The sequence below is a fragment of the Pedobacter sp. HDW13 genome, from assembly GCF_011303555.1.
In the GTDB taxonomy this organism is placed as follows: domain Bacteria; phylum Bacteroidota; class Bacteroidia; order Sphingobacteriales; family Sphingobacteriaceae; genus Pedobacter.
In genome coordinates this window covers 2,086,872-2,102,943 of the sequence record NZ_CP049868.1, presented here as the reverse complement: position 1 = coordinate 2,102,943, position 16,072 = coordinate 2,086,872, and the positions used below count along the sequence as shown (strand labels likewise).

The 16,072-nt window shown below is 41.2% G+C and carries 15 protein-coding genes and 1 riboswitch; of the genes, 5 read left to right on the top strand and 10 right to left on the bottom strand.

The window, feature by feature from the left end:
• The gene (thiC, locus tag G7074_RS08835) at positions 1-1,884 is read right to left on the bottom strand and encodes a phosphomethylpyrimidine synthase ThiC (RefSeq protein WP_166208027.1); all 1,884 of its coding nucleotides are present in this window, start codon (positions 1,882-1,884) and stop codon (positions 1-3) included.
• A gap of 129 nt (positions 1,885-2,013) precedes the next feature.
• Positions 2,014-2,217: a sulfur carrier protein ThiS gene (gene thiS / locus G7074_RS08830; protein ID WP_166208024.1), complete on the bottom strand. Its 204-nt coding sequence runs from the start codon at positions 2,215-2,217 to the stop codon at positions 2,014-2,016.
• Positions 2,218-2,279: 62 nt separating this feature from the next.
• A riboswitch (TPP riboswitch) is annotated at positions 2,280-2,367 on the bottom strand.
• Positions 2,368-2,596: 229 nt separating this feature from the next.
• Here thiS and G7074_RS08825 point away from each other — a divergent pair.
• Positions 2,597-3,904: a leucine-rich repeat-containing protein kinase family protein gene (locus G7074_RS08825; protein WP_166208021.1), complete on the top strand. Its 1,308-nt coding sequence runs from the start codon at positions 2,597-2,599 to the stop codon at positions 3,902-3,904.
• Positions 3,905-3,938: 34 nt separating this feature from the next.
• Here G7074_RS08825 and G7074_RS08820 read toward each other — a convergent pair whose 3' ends face one another.
• The 3 genes from G7074_RS08820 to G7074_RS08810 form a co-directional block, all read right to left on the bottom strand.
• Positions 3,939-4,364: a VOC family protein gene (locus G7074_RS08820; RefSeq protein ID WP_124560966.1), complete on the bottom strand. Its 426-nt coding sequence runs from the start codon at positions 4,362-4,364 to the stop codon at positions 3,939-3,941.
• A gap of 523 nt (positions 4,365-4,887) precedes the next feature.
• Positions 4,888-5,346, bottom strand: a complete 459-nt coding sequence (locus G7074_RS08815; RefSeq protein ID WP_124560965.1) for a DoxX family protein — start codon at positions 5,344-5,346, stop codon at positions 4,888-4,890.
• 81 nt (positions 5,347-5,427) lie between these two features.
• A complete protein-coding gene (locus G7074_RS08810) occupies positions 5,428-6,294 on the bottom strand; it encodes an aldose 1-epimerase family protein (protein ID WP_124560964.1) in 867 nt (288 codons plus the stop codon).
• Positions 6,295-6,418: 124 nt separating this feature from the next.
• On the opposite strand from G7074_RS08810, the gene G7074_RS08805 reads away from it, so the two are divergent.
• Positions 6,419-6,748 carry a hypothetical protein gene (locus G7074_RS08805; RefSeq protein WP_124560963.1) on the top strand — a complete coding sequence of 110 codons (330 nt, stop codon included), beginning with the start codon at positions 6,419-6,421 and terminating at the stop codon, positions 6,746-6,748.
• 51 nt (positions 6,749-6,799) lie between these two features.
• Here the strand turns inward: G7074_RS08805 and pepT are convergent, their stop codons facing one another.
• Positions 6,800-8,053, bottom strand: coding sequence for a peptidase T (pepT, locus tag G7074_RS08800; RefSeq protein ID WP_166208018.1), 1,254 nt, complete (start codon positions 8,051-8,053; stop codon positions 6,800-6,802).
• Positions 8,054-8,112: 59 nt separating this feature from the next.
• Here pepT and G7074_RS08795 point away from each other — a divergent pair, with 59 nt between their 5' ends.
• From G7074_RS08795 to G7074_RS08785, 3 genes are read left to right on the top strand one after another with little or no spacing between them, the layout of a single operon-like run.
• A complete protein-coding gene (locus G7074_RS08795; RefSeq protein ID WP_240916505.1) occupies positions 8,113-8,844 on the top strand; it encodes a hypothetical protein in 732 nt (243 codons plus the stop codon).
• A 47-nt stretch (positions 8,845-8,891) separates the two neighbouring features.
• Complete coding sequence (locus tag G7074_RS08790) at positions 8,892-10,631, top strand: M14 family metallopeptidase (protein ID WP_124560961.1); 1,740 nt, start codon at positions 8,892-8,894, stop codon at positions 10,629-10,631.
• 4 nt (positions 10,632-10,635) lie between these two features.
• A complete protein-coding gene (locus G7074_RS08785; RefSeq protein ID WP_124560960.1) occupies positions 10,636-11,250 on the top strand; it encodes a rhomboid family intramembrane serine protease in 615 nt (204 codons plus the stop codon).
• 248 nt (positions 11,251-11,498) lie between these two features.
• Here G7074_RS08785 and G7074_RS08780 read toward each other — a convergent pair whose 3' ends face one another.
• From G7074_RS08780 to G7074_RS08765, 4 genes are all read right to left on the bottom strand, one after another.
• Positions 11,499-12,482, bottom strand: coding sequence for a hypothetical protein (locus G7074_RS08780; RefSeq protein WP_124560959.1), 984 nt, complete (start codon positions 12,480-12,482; stop codon positions 11,499-11,501).
• A gap of 81 nt (positions 12,483-12,563) precedes the next feature.
• On the bottom strand, positions 12,564-13,304 hold the full coding sequence (locus G7074_RS08775; RefSeq protein WP_166208015.1) for a rhamnogalacturonan acetylesterase: 741 nt from the start codon (positions 13,302-13,304) through the stop codon (positions 12,564-12,566).
• 12 nt (positions 13,305-13,316) lie between these two features.
• Complete coding sequence (locus tag G7074_RS08770; RefSeq protein WP_166208012.1) at positions 13,317-14,339, bottom strand: pectinesterase family protein; 1,023 nt, start codon at positions 14,337-14,339, stop codon at positions 13,317-13,319.
• Positions 14,340-14,411: 72 nt separating this feature from the next.
• Positions 14,412-16,064 (bottom strand): DUF4957 domain-containing protein, encoded by a 1,653-nt coding sequence (locus tag G7074_RS08765; RefSeq protein ID WP_166208009.1) that lies wholly within the window; start codon positions 16,062-16,064, stop codon positions 14,412-14,414.
• Positions 16,065-16,072: the final 8 nt, after the last annotated feature.

Sequence of the window (16,072 nt, the reverse complement as noted above, 5' to 3'; positions counted from 1 at the left end):
TTATGAATATATTTCGCTTCCTTTTTGGGTAAACTCTTTCGATTTTTCCTGCATTCCTTTGGTCAGTGCATCTGCGGTCTCCAGCCCTTGTTGTGCGGCATATTCGCGCACATCTTGTGTGATTTTCATAGAGCAGAAATTTGGTCCGCACATAGAACAGAAGTGGGCAATCTTAGCGCCTTCGGCCGGCAGGGTTTCATCGTGAAATTCCTTAGCGGTATCAGGATCAAGTGAAAGGTTAAACTGGTCTTCCCATCTAAATTCGAAACGTGCTTTACTTAAAGCGTTGTCGCGGTATTGCGCGCCCGGGTGGCCTTTGGCCAAATCAGCCGCATGGGCAGCAATTTTATAGGTAATTACCCCGTCTTTCACATCTTTTTTGTTCGGTAGGCCCAAATGTTCTTTAGGGGTTACATAGCAAAGCATAGCGGTTCCAAACCAACCAATCATGGCGGCGCCAATGGCCGAAGTAATGTGATCGTAACCCGGTGCAATATCTGTAGTTAAGGGGCCTAAGGTGTAAAAAGGCGCTTCCGAGCAGTGTTCGAGTTGTTTTTCCATGTTGGCCTTAATCAGGTGCATGGGTACGTGCCCGGGACCTTCAATAATGGTTTGTACATCGTGTTTCCAGGCAATTTTGGTTAGTTCTCCCAAAGTTTCGAGTTCCGAAAACTGCGCTTCATCATTTGCATCGGCAATACAGCCCGGTCTTAAACCATCGCCTAATGAGAACGCCACATCGTAAGCTTTCATAATTTCGCAGATTTCTTCGAAATGGGTGTAAAGGAAGTTTTCCTTGTGGTGTGCCAAACACCATTTGGCCATGATCGATCCGCCACGCGAAACAATACCGGTAATCCTTTTGGCTGTTAATGGCACATAACGAAGCAATACGCCGGCATGGATGGTAAAATAATCTACCCCCTGCTCTGCCTGCTCAATAAGCGTGTCGCGGAAGATTTCCCAGGTAAGGTCTTCTGCTTTCCCGTTTACTTTTTCTAATGCCTGATAAATAGGAACGGTACCAATAGGCACCGGCGAATTGCGGATAATCCATTCGCGGGTTTCGTGTATGTTTTTTCCTGTCGATAAATCCATAATTGTATCGGCGCCCCACCTACATGCCCAAACGGCCTTTTCTACCTCTTCTTCAATGGTTGAGGTAACTGCAGAGTTACCAATATTGGCATTGATCTTTACCAGGAAATTACGGCCGATAATCATCGGTTCCAGTTCGGGGTGATTAATGTTACATGGAATTACCGCACGGCCTGCGGCCACTTCTGCCCGTACAAATTCGGGGGTAATGTAGCCTTTTGGGGTATTGGCGCCAAAGCTGTTGCCCTGGTGCTGGTGGTTCATTACCTCGTGCTGGTTGCCAAGCTGTTCGTTTAAAATATCGATCTGCTGGTTTTCGCGGATGGCAATATATTCCATTTCGGCAGTTATAATGCCTTTTTTGGCGTAATGCATTTGCGATACATTGGCGCCTGCCTTTGCCTGATAAGGTTTATTGATATGGTTAAACCTTAAAATATCGAGTTTACTATCGGCCAGGCGCTGCTGTCCATATGCCGATGATAGCTGATCGAGCTGCGTTACATCCAGGCGGTCTTTTACCCATTGCTCGCGCAGGCGTGGCAAACCTTTCCTTACATCAATAGCCGCGTTAGGATCGGTATAAGGGCCACTGGTATCGTACACCGTTACCGGCGGGTTTGGCTCGGTTAAACCAAATCCATTATGGATTTTAGTGTCGGTTAAGCGGATTTCGCGCATGGCCACATGTATATTGTGGATTTTGCCGGGCACAAATATTTTGGTAGATGCCGGAAACGGGCTGCGGCTGATTGCTTCGGCGTTAGGGGTTTTTTCTTGTTTCATATTAGAAGAGTGACTGAATGATTGAATGGGGAATAATTGAGTGATTGAATGACAGAATTGACGAATGAATGAAGGATTAATTGGACTGTATCTTCAATTAACTCATTTAAATCCAATCATTCGTCGATTTTATCCGCCCTGAGTGGCTTTAATGAGTATAATCTGATCGCCAGGCTGTAAGGCATGCACAGGCCAGCTCGATTTCGGCACGATAGTTTGGTTAACGGCAATGGCCAGACCATTGGTTGCTGAAACTGCCAGATAATTAAGCATGCGTTCAATAGAACAGGCTTCGCCAAGAAAATGGTTTTGATTGTTTATAGTTACTTCCATGTTTAAAAAAATTGGAAAAACTATAGAGATTGCCCCTAACAGGGTACGAAAAGACGGCAACAGATGTTGCACTCACTTTTCCCTTCGGCAGTACTAACTACATCAGGTTCAAAGGGTATTTCTCAGCACTAGGCACCCCTAAAGTTTTTTGTAAATATAGCGCTATAATTTACTAATGCAAATAAAAAATAAATCGGAGTTGGGCCGATGAAACTTATGATGAGCTTCTTATGATTGTATTATCAGTTTGAATTTATTGTTTGAAGAAAATAAACATAGATAAAATCTATTTTCTTTTATTTTAATATAGTTTCCGCTGTTTAGTGTTCATTTCCTTATATAGCGGTATCTTCGCGTGTAATTAAAATCGAAGTACATTATGGGGCAAACCTTATTACAACTGCAAAGCGGTGAACTTAATGGATCGGTATCGTTAAAATTAACTGAAAACCTGACCCACTTCCCTTTAGCCATATTCGACCTTGCCGATACACTGGAGGTACTGGATCTTTCGTTTAATAAGCTGTTTGCCTTGCCCGAAGATTTTGGCCGCTTAAAGAAATTACGGATTTTCTTTTGTTCTGAAAATCATTTTAAGGTGCTGCCTGAGGTACTGGCCGATTGCCCTCAGCTCGAAATTGTAGGTTTTAAGTCTAATCAGATCGAAACAGTGCCAGCCAAGGCATTAAACCCTAATCTCCGTTGGCTGATTTTAACCAATAACAACATCGCCACCTTACCTGATGAAATTGGCTTTTGCCCACGCATGGAAAAACTTATGCTGGCAGGAAACCGACTTGTGGCTTTGCCTGAAACGCTTAGCCGATGTAAAAACCTGGGTTTGTTGCGTATTGCGGCAAATAAGCTGCATGAGTTGCCACAATGGATAGCCACCATGCCTAAGTTAGCGTGGATTGCCTTTTCTGGTAATAATTTTAGTAAAACCCCTGCTGTTGAAAAACTTTCGGCCATCAACTGGCATGATCTGGAAATCAGCCATGTATTGGGCGAAGGCGCATCGGGTGTGATTTCGAAAGCCAACCGCACCATTAGTGATGAAATACAGGAGGTAGCGGTTAAGATTTTTAAAGGAGATGTAACCAGCGATGGGTTGCCGGAAGATGAAATGATGGCTTATATTGCTGCGGGTTTTCACCCCGGGCTGGTTAACCTGATTGGGCAGATTGCATTGCACCCTGAAGATAAAAAAGGTTTGGTGATGGAACTTATCCCGCATCATTTTTATAACCTGGGCAATCCGCCAAGTTTAGAGAGTTGTACACGCGATGTTTTTCCTGCTGATCGGGTACTGACTGAAAAACAGGTTTTAGGTATTGCAAGAATAATTGCTTCGCTGGCCAATCAGTTACACAGCGCAGGGATTATGCATGGCGATTTATACGCGCACAACACCTTGATTGATGATGAAGGAAGTGCTTTATTCGGTGATTTTGGTGCAGCCAGTTTTTATAATCAGCTTAGCGCAGAACTGGTTTTTGCATTAGAACGCATTGAAGTGTTGGCCTATGGTTACCTGCTCGATGATTTACTGGCGTTGCACAGGCAATCTATTACCAGAAAAGTTTTAGAAAGTATAGCTGCACTGAGGGATGCCTGTTTGGTGCCGGATGTGGCAAAGCGCCCTGGCTTTCAAGATTTGGTAACAGAATTGAGTAAAATTGACTAGTCCCGCTTATATTTCTCAGGACTAGTCATATTTTTTAACCGTTGGTGGTAAAGTTAACCATCCACTGGATACCGAACCTGTCTTTAAAACTGCCAAAGTAATCGCCCCAGAACATATCAGCCATTGGCATTTCAATGGTTCCACCTGCTGAAAGACCATTAAACAACCTGTCGGCATCATCGCGGCTTTCGGCCTGTAAATTAATGTACATGTTGTTTCCTTCTGTAAGTACATGGCCTGCAGATGGTACGCAATCAGAAGCCATTAAAATGGTGTGCCCGTTAATCGGCAGTGCCACATGCATTACACGGTTTTTTTCTGCCTCAGATAGTTTGTCGCTTTCAGGTGCATCGCCCATTCTCGCAAAAAAGGTAAACTCACCACCAAAAACAGATTTGTAGTGGTTAAAAGCTTCTTCGGCCTTGCCATCGAAGTTTAAATAAGGGTGCATTGCTGCCATAATGTTTTTCGTTTTGTTGATACTAAATTACAGACTTTACTGGTTTAAAATGGGGGCAGTTGAGACAAATGTAAGGGTGTTTTTTGACCAGGTGATGCACCTTATTCTATCGTGGAAAATCATTTATTCATTAAAACATGCTTTGTTCATTTAAACGGCTGATTTTTTGTAAGGTGCTATTTTTCAGATGAATAAAACTGAATGGAAATAGCTCGCTTATCTTTTTGATATTTGTGTGAGGGTATTAAACAAATATTTTAAATTACTTCTCAATCGTCCCGCAAAATACCGTTAAATGAACACGCTCTCTGGAGCGTGTTTTTTAAAATAAAAAAGTCTTCCATTGCTGAAAGACCTTTGTTGTTTTAATCTAAATCGTCCCGTTGATTTAATTTTAACGATATAAATATAGTTATCAACATGTTACGAACAAACTAAAAGGTAAAAATACCCTTTAGCGTGTAAGGGTTTTTACTACACCGGGGGTGCTTTTTCAAAACCAGGAAGCGCTTTATTTGATCGGCTAATTACTAAATTGGTTCTGCTTAATTTTATTGTTAGCTTCTATAGCCCATTTATAATCAGGTATTGTGGCCAGCAGTAAGCTCGATGTACTCACTACAAACACAGAATAATTAAACGGTGCCCTGTAATTTGCAAATATTAACATAGATAGTGCAAAGATCAGAGTAAGCAGAAAGCTACCTATTGCTGCAAGCCTTATTTTGTAGCCAATAAGGAGCAAAACGGCAAAAACCAATTCGCCGGCTGTAGCAATAATAGCCATAATGTTAGCTAATGACCTGCTTAAAAATGGCATTAATGAATTGGTGTAATCTAAAAATATGCTCCAGTTGCCCCAGCCAACAGTTGGGCTGCCCGGTGCGCCTAACCAGCCAAAGCGGTCCATAACGGGTAAAATAAAACCTATGCCCAGGGCCAGGCGAAGAAATAATTGAGGAAAATGTGCACTGTTTTTCATTTCGTGGGATAATTATTTAAACAGCAAATTAATACCTGCGGCTCACATTTTTCTTAAACTAGATTAAGAAATGAAAATCCTTTAAAAACACTCCACTTCCCAAAAGCGCTCCCAGTTTTTACCGGCATCCAATCTGATTATCCCTTCTTTCCGTTCCAGGTGCTGATCGTGGTTTACACCATCGGCTACGCCGCACCAGGGCTCCAGGCAAATAAAAGGCGCATCAATAGCAGCCCAAATACCGAAGAACGGAAAGTCTTCGAAATGGAAATGCAGCCCAAAATCGTTTTTAGTGTTCAGTAAACTAATACAGTTGCTCTGTAAGGTTTTAAAAACCAGTGCGTCGTTGTAAAACAAGTTGTGCGTGAGGTTTAATTTATGCCCGCCCAGTTCAATGTTTTCTGTCTCATTGGCAACCAGGCCATCTTCCAGTTTCCAGGAGGTTAGACGCTCATCCGCATTAAAGGCCAGGTAATAATCTTCGTAAGTGGTATTTGGAGTATTGGGGACTGCAAAAGCGGGATGTGCCCCAATTGAGAAAAGCAGTTCTTCGGCGCCTGTATTAATTACCTCGTAGGTTAAGTTCAGTTTTCTGTCTATTAACCTGTATTTCAGTTTCAGTTCAAAGTTAAAAGGATAAACTTTTAAGGTTGCTTCATTTTGTGTTAAAGTAAAAACGGCCTCTGTTTCGGTGGTTTTTTCAATTTCAAAAACATAATCTCGTGCAAAACCATGGCGAGGTAACTCGTAATTTTTTCCCTTATAATTAAAGCTATTGTTTTTTAACGAGCCAACAATCGGAAATAATACCGGGCTATGTTTGCCCCAATATTTTGCATCGGCATTCCACAGGTATTCAATATTGGTTTCTTTACTGTACAAGCCTTGCAATTCGGCACCTTTGGCCGATAAGCCAACTTTTACGTATTCGTTCTCGAGAGTTATCATTTGAATCTAAATTAATAAATAAGCTGTGTTTTGAAAATTTCTTTTTTATAATTTTGGGTATTAACCAACGCATTTAATGCTGGTTAATAAACATTGTTCTGCTCAACATTAAAACCATAACGCTATGTCGGTAGATTTAACAAAATTATCGAACCCAAAGGTAAAAGCTGCAATAATGGCTTTACAAAAAGGAGATGAGAAAATCTGGTTCCCCTTGTTTGCCTCTGATGTTGCTTTTTACGATGACGGTAACCAGATGAAGTTTAACAATTTCTTTAAAAAAGCACTGGGCCACGAACGCTTTACCCATATTGATAAGGTTGAAAATAACGGTTTACACGTATACGGGCATTTCCACTCCGATCAGTGGGGAAGCTTTACCACTTGTTTTAAGTTCGAAATAAATAAGGAAGGCAAAATAAGCAGCCTGGCTATTGGGCAAGCTGCTTATTAGTTTGGAGTTGAGGGTTTGGAGTCTGTTGAAACTCCAGAGCCCAACTCAATATTATCCTTTTTCTTCCCAAATGGAGGCTATGTTGATGATTGTTTGTACTGCTTTTTCCATATCCTGAACACTTACCCACTCTTGTTTGCTGTGGAAAGCATGTTCGCCGGCAAAAATATTGGGACAAGGCAAACCCATATACGAAAGCCGCGAACCATCGGTACCACCACGGATACTCTGTTGTTTGGCCACTACCCCAGCCCTCTCAATAGCTTCGATACCATACTGCACAATTTTAGGATGCTGATCTAAAACCTGTTTCATGTTGCGGTATTGTGCTTTAATTTCCAGTTTGTAGGTTGAGTTGGGGTATTTTGCCATTACCTTTTCTACGGTTTGCGCTAAAAAAGTTCCGTGTTGTGCCAGTTTTTCGTCGGTAAAATCGCGGATAATAAATTGCGCTTCTGCTTCTTCTACCTGGCCGCTAATGCTTACGGGATGAATAAAACCATCTTTTTGATGCGTAGCTTCGGGCGTAAGGGTATCTTTGGGAAGGCTGTCTAAAATTTCGGCCAGGATTTTTATTGCACTTTCCATTTTTCCTTTTGCAAAACCGGGATGGGTGCTTACGCCATAAACGGTAAGCCTGGCTCCATCAGCCGAAAAGGTTTCATCTTCAATAGAGCCCAGCGTTTCGCCATCAATGGTATAACCAAAATCAGCGCCTAACTTTTTCAGGTCAACCTTGTCAACGCCACGGCCTATTTCCTCATCGGGGGTGAAAAGAACCTTAATTGTGCCGTGCTTTACCTCCGGATTTTTCATTAAAAAAGCGGCTGCTTCCATAATTTCTGCCAGGCCGGCTTTGTTGTCGGCGCCCAATAAAGTAGTGCCGCTGGCAGTGATAATATCGTTGCCAATCTGGTGTTTTAAGTCTTTATGATCAGACATTCTGATCATGATTTTGTTGTCATCGGGTAAAACGAGGTCTTGCCCTTGATATTTATCATGAATAATCGGTTTCACGTTTTCTCCGCTACAATCGGGCGAAGTATCCATGTGCGAGCAAAAGAAAATAACCGGTAGTTTTTTATCCGTATTTGAAGGAATGGTTCCGTATACATAGCCGTTATCGTCCATTTCTGCATCAGAAACGCCAATTTCGAGTAGTTCATTAACCAACTCCTGACCTAAGTTTTTTTGTTTTAAGGTAGATGGGCAGGTTGGTGAAGCTGGATCGGATTGTGTATCTATTTTGGCATATTTGATAAATCTTTGTTCTAAAGATTTGTTAAAGTTGTTGTAATTACTCATAATTCAAAGGTAAAAGTTATAGATATTCAATAATCATATTATTTTTGTAAAAAAACAATATGATTTCGAACCTCTTGAAAGTTACTTACCTAACCGTTCTTCTTGTTTTTATCGGAAGTTTTTCTTTTGCCCAATCCAATTATTTCAAATTTTCATATGGTTTAGGCGCTGGTATCAACCGCTCTTATACTGATGTGTACGAAGGAAGTTATGGTTATACCACTTACGGCGTACTCGATTTTCATGTTACCCCATTTGTAACATTGGGTTTAGAAGCACAATACGGCAGGGTTCAGGGTGGTGATATTGTTAACGATCCGCATAACCGTCAGTTCATCAACCAATACACTTCAATTTCGGCCAATGCCAAGTTAATGTTGGGCGAGGTTGTTAATTACGATAAAAGTGAGTTTTTATATAATATCAGAGGTTTGTATTTAGGTACAGGCATAGGAGTAATTAACAATAAGATAACTGATGTTGTAAGATATAAACCAAGCTGGGCTGCCTCTAATCCTGGTTATGGACCTTTTCCGGGTGAGGATAAGAGCCTAAACCTGTTAGTACCCATTAATTTCGGGTTTAACTATTACATTGAGGATGGTTATGGTTACATGCGTTATGTAATTAATATCAATGCACAAAGTAACTTTACTTTTGGCGAAGGGCTTGATGGTTATAATGATCCGAGTATCAAGTTTAAAAATTATTCTCCCGATGTTTATAACGCTTATACCATAGGCTTCAAGTATTTCTTCGGGAAGATTAAATCTTATCGTAAAACACTTTAGTAAATGTGTTTGCTCCCCTGGTTTTAAGATAAACAAAATATATCCTGATGAAAAAATGCTTTGTGTTTTGCTTTTTATTAATTGCAGTAAAGGCATGGGCACAAAAAACACCCTTCGAGCTGAGTGGTAAAACCGAAACCACAACTTATACTGCTGCCATTGCATACTATCAAAACCTGATTAAGGGCAGCCCTGAAGCTAAGCTGCTCAGCTATGGAAGCACCGATTTTGGCAAACCCTTGCACCTGCTGGTTTTATCGAAGGATAAAGTTTTCGATCCTGTTGCCATCCGGAAAAGCAATAAACGCATTTTGCTGATCAATAACGGCATTCACCCGGGCGAACCGGAGGGAATAGATGCCTCTATGATGCTGGCGCGCGATCTGATTAAGGGAAAGAAACTGCCAAAAGATGTGGTGATCTGTATCATTCCGCTTTATAACATCGACGGTAGTTTTAACCGCACTGGTACCTCGAGGGCTAACCAGAACGGCCCTGTGGCTTATGGGTTTAGGGGCAATGGTAAAAATCTCGATTTGAACAGGGATTTCATCAAAACAGACTCTAAAAATTCGGCGGCTTTTCAATTGATTTTTAATACCTGGCAGCCCGAAATTTTTGTTGATACACATACGAGCAACGGAGCCGATTATCAATATGTAATGACCCTTATTCCAACTCAAAAGGATAAGTTGAACGGTATTTTGTCCAATTATTTAACACAAACTTTAGTGCCAGGTTTATATGCCGCGATGGAGCAACAGGGTTATCCGATGATTCCTTATGTAAACTCGATTGGCGAAACACCTGAAAGTGGAATTACAGGCTTTATCGAGTCGCCACGGTATTCAACAGGTTATACTACCCTGCACAATACCATTGGCTTTATGCCCGAAACACACATGTTAAAATCGTACGATTTAAGGGTTGATGCCACTTATAAACTTTTACAGGCTTATGTTGATATTGTAGCACGTGATGCCCGGATTATTGGCGAAAACAAGCAAAAGGCAGATGCTTTTGTAGCGGCTCAACAAGCGTTTCCGTTGGATTGGAAACTGAATAAAAGCGAAGTAAACGAACTGAATTTTAAAGGTTTTGAAGCTGGCCAAAAACCAAGTGCGGTTAGTGGTGCCGATCGTTTATATTACGACCGCAGTAAACCCTACACCAAACCGATTAAGGAATGGAATAAGTTTGAACCAGCCATTACCGTACAGAAACCAATTGCCTATATTATCCCTAAAGCCTGGGATAGGGTAATTAATTTGTTGAAGCTAAACGGAGTAAAATTAAAAGAGATAAAAGCCGATCAGAAAATTGAGGTTGAAAGTTATTACATCGGTGATTTTAAAACCAGCACCAGGCCTTATGAAGGGCACTACCTCCATTCGGCGGTAAAACTAAACCCTGTGAAACAAAACCTGCAGTATTATGCCGGCGATTTTGTGGTTTATGTAAACCAGCCTTGCAACCGCTATATTGTAGAAACCCTCGAGCCGCAAGCAATTGATTCTTATTTTAACTGGAATTTTTTCGATTCGATTCTGGATATGAAAGAACATTACTCGGCTTATGTTTTTGAAGATACTGCAGCTGAACTATTGAAGAAAAACCCGGAGTTGAAAGCACAGCTCGAAGCGAAAAAAGCTGCTGATGCTGATTTTGCAAAGAATGGTGCTGCACAACTTGACTTTGTGTATAAAAATTCTGATTATTACGAAAAAACACATAACAGATATCCTGTAGCCCGTTTAGTTACAGCTGTTCAATTAGATTTAAAATAACCCGATGGAATATTTCAATATAGCACCCGTTGCCTCGTTAATTTTTGTTTTTACGATTATTACGAGCCTTTACGCCTTTTACGACCATAGCATTTACGGCAAGTTTATGCTCCATCCGTACAGTGTATCAAAAGGGCATAAAGTGTGGACGGTAATTACCAGCGGCCTTATACATGCAGATTGGATGCACCTGTTTTTTAACATGTTCACCTTTGTGGCATTTGCTTTTACATTAGAACAGCTATTGGGCAGCTTTAAATTTGGCTTGTTGTACTTTCTGGCACTGATTTTAAGTGATTTGCCTACCATTTTTAAGCACAAAGATCATTTTAACTATAATAGCTTGGGGGCTTCTGGTGCTATCAGTGCTGTTTTATTCAGCTTTATATTGTTTAACCCGGTATCTAAAATTTATATCATGTTTATTCCTTTCGGAATTCCGGCATGGATATTTGGCATTATTTACCTCATTTATTGTGCGTATGCCTCTAAAAACTCGCGCGATGGTATTAATCACGATGCACACTTTTTCGGTGCTTTAACCGGCTTAATTTTTACCATTATTTTTGTGCCGGGTATATTACAGAACTTCTTTACGCTGCTAACCGGATCGAGGTAAAGAGACGGAAGATGGATGATGTGAGATTTCCGGAGGAATTTTAACCAACCGAGATAACGGAGTTTTACACAGAGAAAAATGGCTTTGATTCTGCGCTTATCTGTTTAATCAGCGGGAAAATAAAAGACGGAAGATTTAAAATGGGTGATGGAATTGCTGGGATATTTTAACCACAGAGATCACTGAGTTTTACACAGAGAAAATGGCGTTTCTTCTTTGCGCGCTTTGCGGTAAAAAATAGAAGTTATCTACCCTGCATTAGGCAAACAAGGCTTTTCGAAAAAGCTCATCGGCTGTTCGGGGTTTTTAATAATTTCGAACACTACATAACCCCAGGGTTTCCAGAAGTTTTCTAAAACCTGCGCATAAACCTTGTGTTGCCAAACATCAAACAAAGGTTTGCTCATGTTGCCGCGTAAAGGCATGGCTTCAATATAAGTGGTGCCATCAACCGGCATAAAAGTATATTCGGGCAAGCGGTTAAACAGATAGGCAGAATAATAAAAACGCGCTGTAACCTCTTCAAACTGTTCGGCTGTTAAGCTTTTTCCGGCTATCTCATTTACAATTTCCTGGTGGTAACGTTTGTTGGTACCATTATCCTGCAAGCAGGCAATAATCCCGAAATCTTTCATCTTTATTGAAAAAGTAAGGGTATTGATCTCGTCGCGGAAACTGAATGGGGTTTCTTCGTTTTCGAGTTTAACCACAGTGATAGACCAGGGTGTAAAATCTTCAAATTCCAGACTGGTATACAAATTCTGCATCATGAAATTCAGGTTGGCAAATTTCATCATTAAAGATTGCGACATGTTTAAGCCATCGGCAGTCATCTCCTTACGCAGTGCAGCATGCATTTCGATGTAAACAAAGCCATATAAAAACTTGCCAATCCAGTTAAATAAATCCAGCTCCGGCAGTGCCGAAACAGCAGCATAACCTTTTGCAAAGGCTACTTCTATTTTATCCTCAAGCGGGTTTAAAAACTGTTCGTTTAACTCACTGTTAACCGGAATAACAAGTGTATTGTATGAACGGATGCTCTCATCCAAAAACTGAATTTGCTCTTCGCCGCTTAAACCTGCCTGCGCCAGTAACCATTTTGGAATTAATGGCACCTGTACAACTGGTGTGTTAAAGGTTTTGCCGCTTAAAAAGCAGATTTTGTATAAAAAATCGAAGTTTTGGAAAGGATTGTATAAACCGGTATTCATTGCTGCAATATTAGCCATTATATTTTTAGCGCTTCGTACCGATCTTTTATTTTAACGCTGCGATTACCAATTTTAGCTACTTAAAATTCCTTTTATGGCTTATTTCAGTTTTTTGGCCAGGTCTAATTTTAATTCTTTTATACCTTTTACCACTAAAGCAGCAACTTGTTTGGCTCCCTCCGGACTTAAATGCGTATTGTCTTTCTTCCCGTTTGGATAATTCACGTTTCCTGAATCGACATGGTTAAATAGTTTGATTGAAGGTTCCTCGCCTAAACGGTTTAACAAGCTCTCGGTTTTAACCAGCATATCAATTAATGGCACTTGCAGCGAGTCGGCTACCTGGCGCGTGATGCGTGGGTAATCGCCGTGCGAATCGATTAAAACCCCGTTTTTAAAACTTCTTCTCGAAATGGGTGTAAGCAGTACCGGTAAAGCTTTTTTGCTTCGGGTTTCTTTGACGTAGTTAATCAGGTTGGTTTTAAAATCGGCCAGCGAAACACCTACAGTGGGTTTATCTACCTTTTCGTCGTTGTGCCCAAATTCTATAAGAACGTAATCGCCAGGGTTCAGTTGTGCTAAAATAGGGTCCCAACGTTTCTCTGCACGGAAAGATTTAGTGCTTCTTCCATTCAGTGCGCGGTTATCAACGGTAACATCTGGCTTAAAAAATGATTGTAATGCCATGCCCCAACCGGTTTCGGGATAAGTTTTAGGATCTTTATTGGCTGCGGTAGAATCGCCTATAATGTACAGCGTAGTTTTCTTTTGAATGAAAGTAAATGATAAGGTAGCCGTTAATGCGGCCAGTGCAAATGCCAGGTAAAACTTATTTTTCATATTGATAATTCACTAATTAACTGTGGGGTTCCATTTGTCGGTTCCGCCCAGGATATTTTTAAGGGTATAATTTTTTGCGGCTTTATCGCTAAGCTGTGTTGTCCAGGCTAAGCGTGTTTTGGGTGATGCTCCTGCACCGATATTTTGGTATTCTGCGTAAAACACAGTTTTCTCTTTATCGGGAAACATCTTGTCGCCTTTCCATGGGTTCCAGCCAACAGGGAGAATGTGTTTACCTAAATCGCAATGCATAAAAACGGTTTTAGCGTAAGGTCGCCATGGCCGGCCAAGATAAGCTTTTGTTACAGCCGAATCAGCAATGAGTTTACAATGCATAAACACAAACCCAAAGGGCTGGTTTGCTGAAGTAGAGGCTGCGGTAACATAAGAATCGGTTAAGCTTTTAATGGTGCAGTGCTCAAAAACAACGGTTGCTTTGCCAAAAATAAAATCGGTAGTGCCTTCTATGTAGCAGTTTTGGTAGTATTGGCGGCTATTCTCGATAGCGGCATAAAGCGTATCCTGATTCCCTGAAAGCCTGCAGTTTTTGGCTACAAAACGATCGCCTTCTACATATAGTGCAACAGCCTGCCCAACGCGGCCTGCTGCGTTTATGATGGTTAAATTTTCGAGCTTTACATCATTGCCCTGAACCAACACTGTAAATGAAGTATAAGTGCTGAATTTGGTATTGCCAAAAGCATCTTTGCCTGCCGGATAGTCTTTTCCAGAGTAGTCATCATTTGTGATGATGGTGTTTTCGTTACTTTCGCCTATAATGGCAATTTTTATTTTCCAGGAAGGAATAATCAGCTTTTCTTTGTAAATGCCATTTTTGATATAAATTTTAACTTCCTGTTCGCCTAAATCGCGCACTGAGTTTACAGCTTCCTGTATGGTGTTATAATTGCCGCTGCCATCTTTCGAAACGGTAAGGGTAGTCGGGTATTTGGGGTCTTGCGCATAGGTTTGAGGGATTAAGCCGATGCAAAAAAGGATGGTATAAGCTAAATGGATCAGGGTTGGTTTCGTCATTTTGACCGGTATAGTGCTATGCTATAAATTTCAATAAAAAAGGGCAGATCTAAGCCTGCCCTTTAAAAATAATTAATATGTCCAGCGTGGATCGCCAATTGCCCCGCCTGTACTTCCGGCAGTTCTTAAAACAGAACTCGCCTGGAGGGTAAAATCAGTTGTGGTTGCCGTCCAGCCGGTATTGATGCTTTGGTTACTGGCTAATGTTGTGGTACCAAAAGTTAAAGCGGTACCGCCGGTTAACGCGCTAAATAAATTAAAGTAATTGCTGTTCGAAATTTTTAGGGCACTGCCCGCACCTGTACCTCTGATGGCGGCAGCGTTAACCGTACCTGATCTGGGTGTATTAGCCATAATACTGTTGAGAATGGTGAAGTTAATTGGGTTTGCACTCGCATCTAGTAAAGCGTATTTCGCATTTCCACCAAAACTATTAAAGGTAGAGTTGCTGATGGCAACCGTTGGGGTCACATCGCCTGTATAGGTAGTGCTGGCGGTAACCAAACCCGGACCTGCATTATAAAATGTAGATTTCGATACCGTTAGTGTATTGAACTGCATTTTGTTTACATGGAAGGTGTAATATGCCGACGAACCATTAGCTCCCATATCGTAAACAATAGAATTATTAACGGTAATCGCCGTTATTTTGAAATCGCGCGCTGCCGTTCCCCTGTCGCCACGTAAAAACGAAGTAGTAGAACCATGTGCAATACAATTATCAACAACCACGTTGGTAAAGGTTGCTGCTGCACCGTTTGAAGCCTGTGAGCCAATAAAGTTGATGAAATAAAGCGAAGCCGAAGCTGTTCCGTCGAACTCAATGCCTGATAGTGTTACACCAGCGCCAGTACCTTCTAAATCAATTTCCCTATAATTTACCTTGGTATCTGTTGGGTTGCCTGATGTCGACTTTATGGTTATGGTTTTTTGGGTAATAAATGTTGCAGTTGCTGTAGGCAGGTTGTACGTGCCCGGATTTAAACCTATAATAGCACCGTTAGCTGCATTTGCTATGGCTGCTGCCAAATCATCGCCTGGATTTAATTTTACTGTGTAGGTAGTTGGGGCAAGTGTAGTAAAAGTGGTAATACCTTTACTCTTCGTCCCAGCAAAAAGTTCGGCGGTGTATTTCATGCCTGCTGTTAATCCGGTTATCGCTTTTAAGCCGGCAGTTGCATCGGTTGTGCTCAGTGTAGTGGTAATTGCTGTACCTGTTGCTGGTGTTAACACAATGGAGGTAAGACCAACTGTTGGTGTATAACGTAGTGTAATGCTGTTTTCTTTAATTTCGTTATCCCTTATCGCAGAAAACAATTGAATGCCGGTTAACTGAAAGGCACTGCTGCGCACGTATTTCGATTCTGGTTGAGTTTCGGTAGCATTGGCTTTCACCCTCGCATAGTATTTTGTTCTAACAGCCAGATTATCCTCGGTTACAGTTACGCCAGCCGTATCGGCGGTAGTAGTGTAGTTCACCGTTGCGAATAATGAATCGGTTGAAAAGTCAATGCTGTATTTCAGTGCTTTCCCTGTCGACAATAGCGGTAAAGTCCAGGTTAATTTGGCCGAAGTTTCGCCCGCAGCAATTTTAACATCGCTAGGTTTAAATATCCTGGCTGGGTCAGTGGGTACATCGCCTTCTTTTTTACAAGAAGAAATGGCCAGCACCATCAGCGATAAAATAATTAGTTTAAACCCCAGTTGATCTATAATTTTTTTCATAATACCTG